Raw genomic sequence first — 2477 nt, forward strand, 5'->3', positions numbered from 1 at the left:
TTACGGTTTCAGAGATTTGAAAAAGCTCAATTTTTGGAGGTGTGAAGTATAATTGACGTAGTCAGCTATCCCGTTCTTTTCATAGGTGACCTCCTTGACTGCAAAATTATTCCTGACATCCTCTTGCAGGATCTTGGACCTGTTCTCATGAAAGATGATGACTCCATTATTATTGACAATAAATACTTCTCCTGAGGTTCCGATATCAACTGTTTCAATTATTCCATACAGCTGCTCTATACCCACCCTTGCAGCCATGATGCCGGTCAATGTGTTGTTCTTTTCAATGGGATTTGCTATTATTACTTCAGGGGAACCTGTTTTAGAGAGATAAACATCTGATACGAATAGTCTTCCACTGGCAGCTTCTGTGAAATACTTCTGGTTGCCAACATTTCCTGTGCTGTTAAGGGTTGAGAACATTATGTCCCCACTTTGGTCGAGAATAAAGAACTCCTTATAGACTCCTGCATGTTCACGTTCGAAGGTGTTCAGATATTCATGCAGCTGTGCTTTTTCTGTATCTGCCACCATTCTGGACTTGGAGATAATACGGATATCACTCTTTCTCACATCCATCCAGTTATCAATGGCCTGACCGGTATTTTCAGTAGCACCAGCAAGATTGTCCATTATTGAATCACGGATGGCTTCCTGGCTATAGTTATATGAAGTATAGACAACAGCAGAAAGAGGTATTATTGATATAATTAAAAAAAAGATAGTTAGTTCAGACCGTATTTTCACATATGTGCTCCAAATTATACATTTCTTGATCTTCTAAGCACGCTTTTTATGCGGGCCTTAAGTTCCTTAAGAATGAAGGGTTTGGTAACATAATCATCAGCACCCATATCCAGGCCTTCCACTTTACCGACTTAACAGGTTCACCATTAGTATTTATAAATAACTATAAATAGACAAATTACGGTAGACCTGTTTAAAAATCTACTCGTTTTGCATGATATGTGGGAGTTAACAAAACAAACGGAGTTGGAGAAATGATCGAAGTAAAGGATCTAAAAACTTCACTGGAAAAACATGCTTAATAGACTCATTTTCCAAGTCTGTTAAGGCGGGATATTCGGATATATGAGGTACGGTAAGGAAAGAGCTTCCTGTTTCTCAAAAGTAGGATAATATCAGTACTATTTAGATTCTATATTAATTACCAATAACATCAGTAAATTATTAAACTAGCCCATTAATCGAAAAATATAAGTATAAATATCTCAATGAGATAATTAATAGAGATATAAAAAAGTCACAATCGAATAAGAATGAAGTGATGAAAATGGGAGAGAAATGCAGGTACCCGGGATGTGAAATTAATCTACAGACTACTACCGGGCGCGACTATCACGAAACAACTGCACACAGGATGATCTATAATAGACCACTGCAACCATTATTTCAACAGTTGCAATTATTTAGCGATGTTTCCAGGATCGTTAGATCCACTGAACTGCAAATAACGGAAATCCTGGATATGGCTTTTGTGGATATGGTAAATACTCACATTCATCAATCGGTTTAGAATGCACAGAAAATCGAATAAAAGAATTCAGGGGAAATGCCAAAAAGGGACTACAGGATGAACAACTGATGTGGAGGTGAATATAAAATGGATAACAGAAAAATCGGCGAATTGGTGTTGCTAATTGGGATTGCTTTGTTTGTTGGTGGTGCAGTGGGTTTAATAACAGGGTATCTGTCACAGGACCAAACCCCGCAAATTGGTGCTCTCGCGCTCTTATTTGTTGTTATCGGTGCGAGCATGAAGAAGGTGAAAAAATAAACTGGAAGAAATTATCATGAAACCATTAAACTCTTGATAGTCTTTGTATTATCCATTCCATGGATCATTGATCTGTCTATCATCAACAGTCCTGTCGTGTACAGATATGCAAATTAAAAAGAGAACAGCAGATAAAGAAAATGTTAGGAGATAAATTTTTCCAACATGCTTTCATATTTTTTGATCAATAATCCCACATCAAAAGTTTTGCCATGACCCGGAGATATGGTTTTTGCACCAGCATCAATAATTTTCCCCCAGCTTTTCATAAGAGCATTGATGTCGTTGGCAAATGGTGGGAAGATCGGGCCAAGTCCGAAGGGTAAGTAGTTCACTGTCAGATCACCCACGAAAGCCTCACCAGTGGAGAGCAGGACTGATATGGAATCGTCTGTATGACCGGGAGTGGGAATTATCCTGCCAGTCACACCGAACTGATCAAGGGACATCTCACCACAAATCTGTATATCAGGATTAACTGGTTGGGATGGGGACCAGCGCTTCGCAAGGGTCCTGCCAACCCGGGACATACTTTTACCAAGAAGATTCGTTCCATTGGGTATGACAACCTGGCCTGTTATTAGCAGATCACTCTCTTGTTGATGAACTGCTACCTGACAATTACAGAGCTTCCGGATCTCGGCAAGGCTGCCAATATGATCAAAATGTGTATGGGTTA

The 2477-nt window shown here is 39.2% G+C and carries 4 protein-coding genes; 2 read left to right on the plus strand and 2 right to left on the minus strand.

Annotated elements, in window-relative coordinates; genetic code table 11:
• Entirely contained in the window at positions 1-747 is a 747-nt protein-coding gene (locus IBX40_12660; GenBank protein ID MBE0525161.1) for a cache domain-containing protein, read from the minus strand.
• Between the two features lie 538 nt (positions 748-1285).
• Between IBX40_12660 and IBX40_12665 the strand changes: the two genes are divergently transcribed.
• Together IBX40_12665 and IBX40_12670 are read left to right on the plus strand one after the other, a co-directional pair.
• Positions 1286-1537 (plus strand): hypothetical protein, encoded by a 252-nt coding sequence (locus IBX40_12665; protein MBE0525162.1) that lies wholly within the window; start codon positions 1286-1288, stop codon positions 1535-1537.
• 87 nt (positions 1538-1624) lie between these two features.
• Entirely contained in the window at positions 1625-1798 is a 174-nt protein-coding gene (locus IBX40_12670; GenBank protein ID MBE0525163.1) for a hypothetical protein, read from the plus strand.
• A gap of 143 nt (positions 1799-1941) precedes the next feature.
• Here IBX40_12670 and IBX40_12675 read toward each other — a convergent pair.
• On the minus strand, positions 1942-2477 hold a 536-nt coding region (locus IBX40_12675), incomplete at its 5' end, for an MBL fold metallo-hydrolase (protein ID MBE0525164.1).

This window comes from Methanosarcinales archaeon (assembly GCA_014859725.1).
GTDB lineage: Archaea > Halobacteriota > Methanosarcinia > Methanosarcinales > Methanocomedenaceae > Kmv04.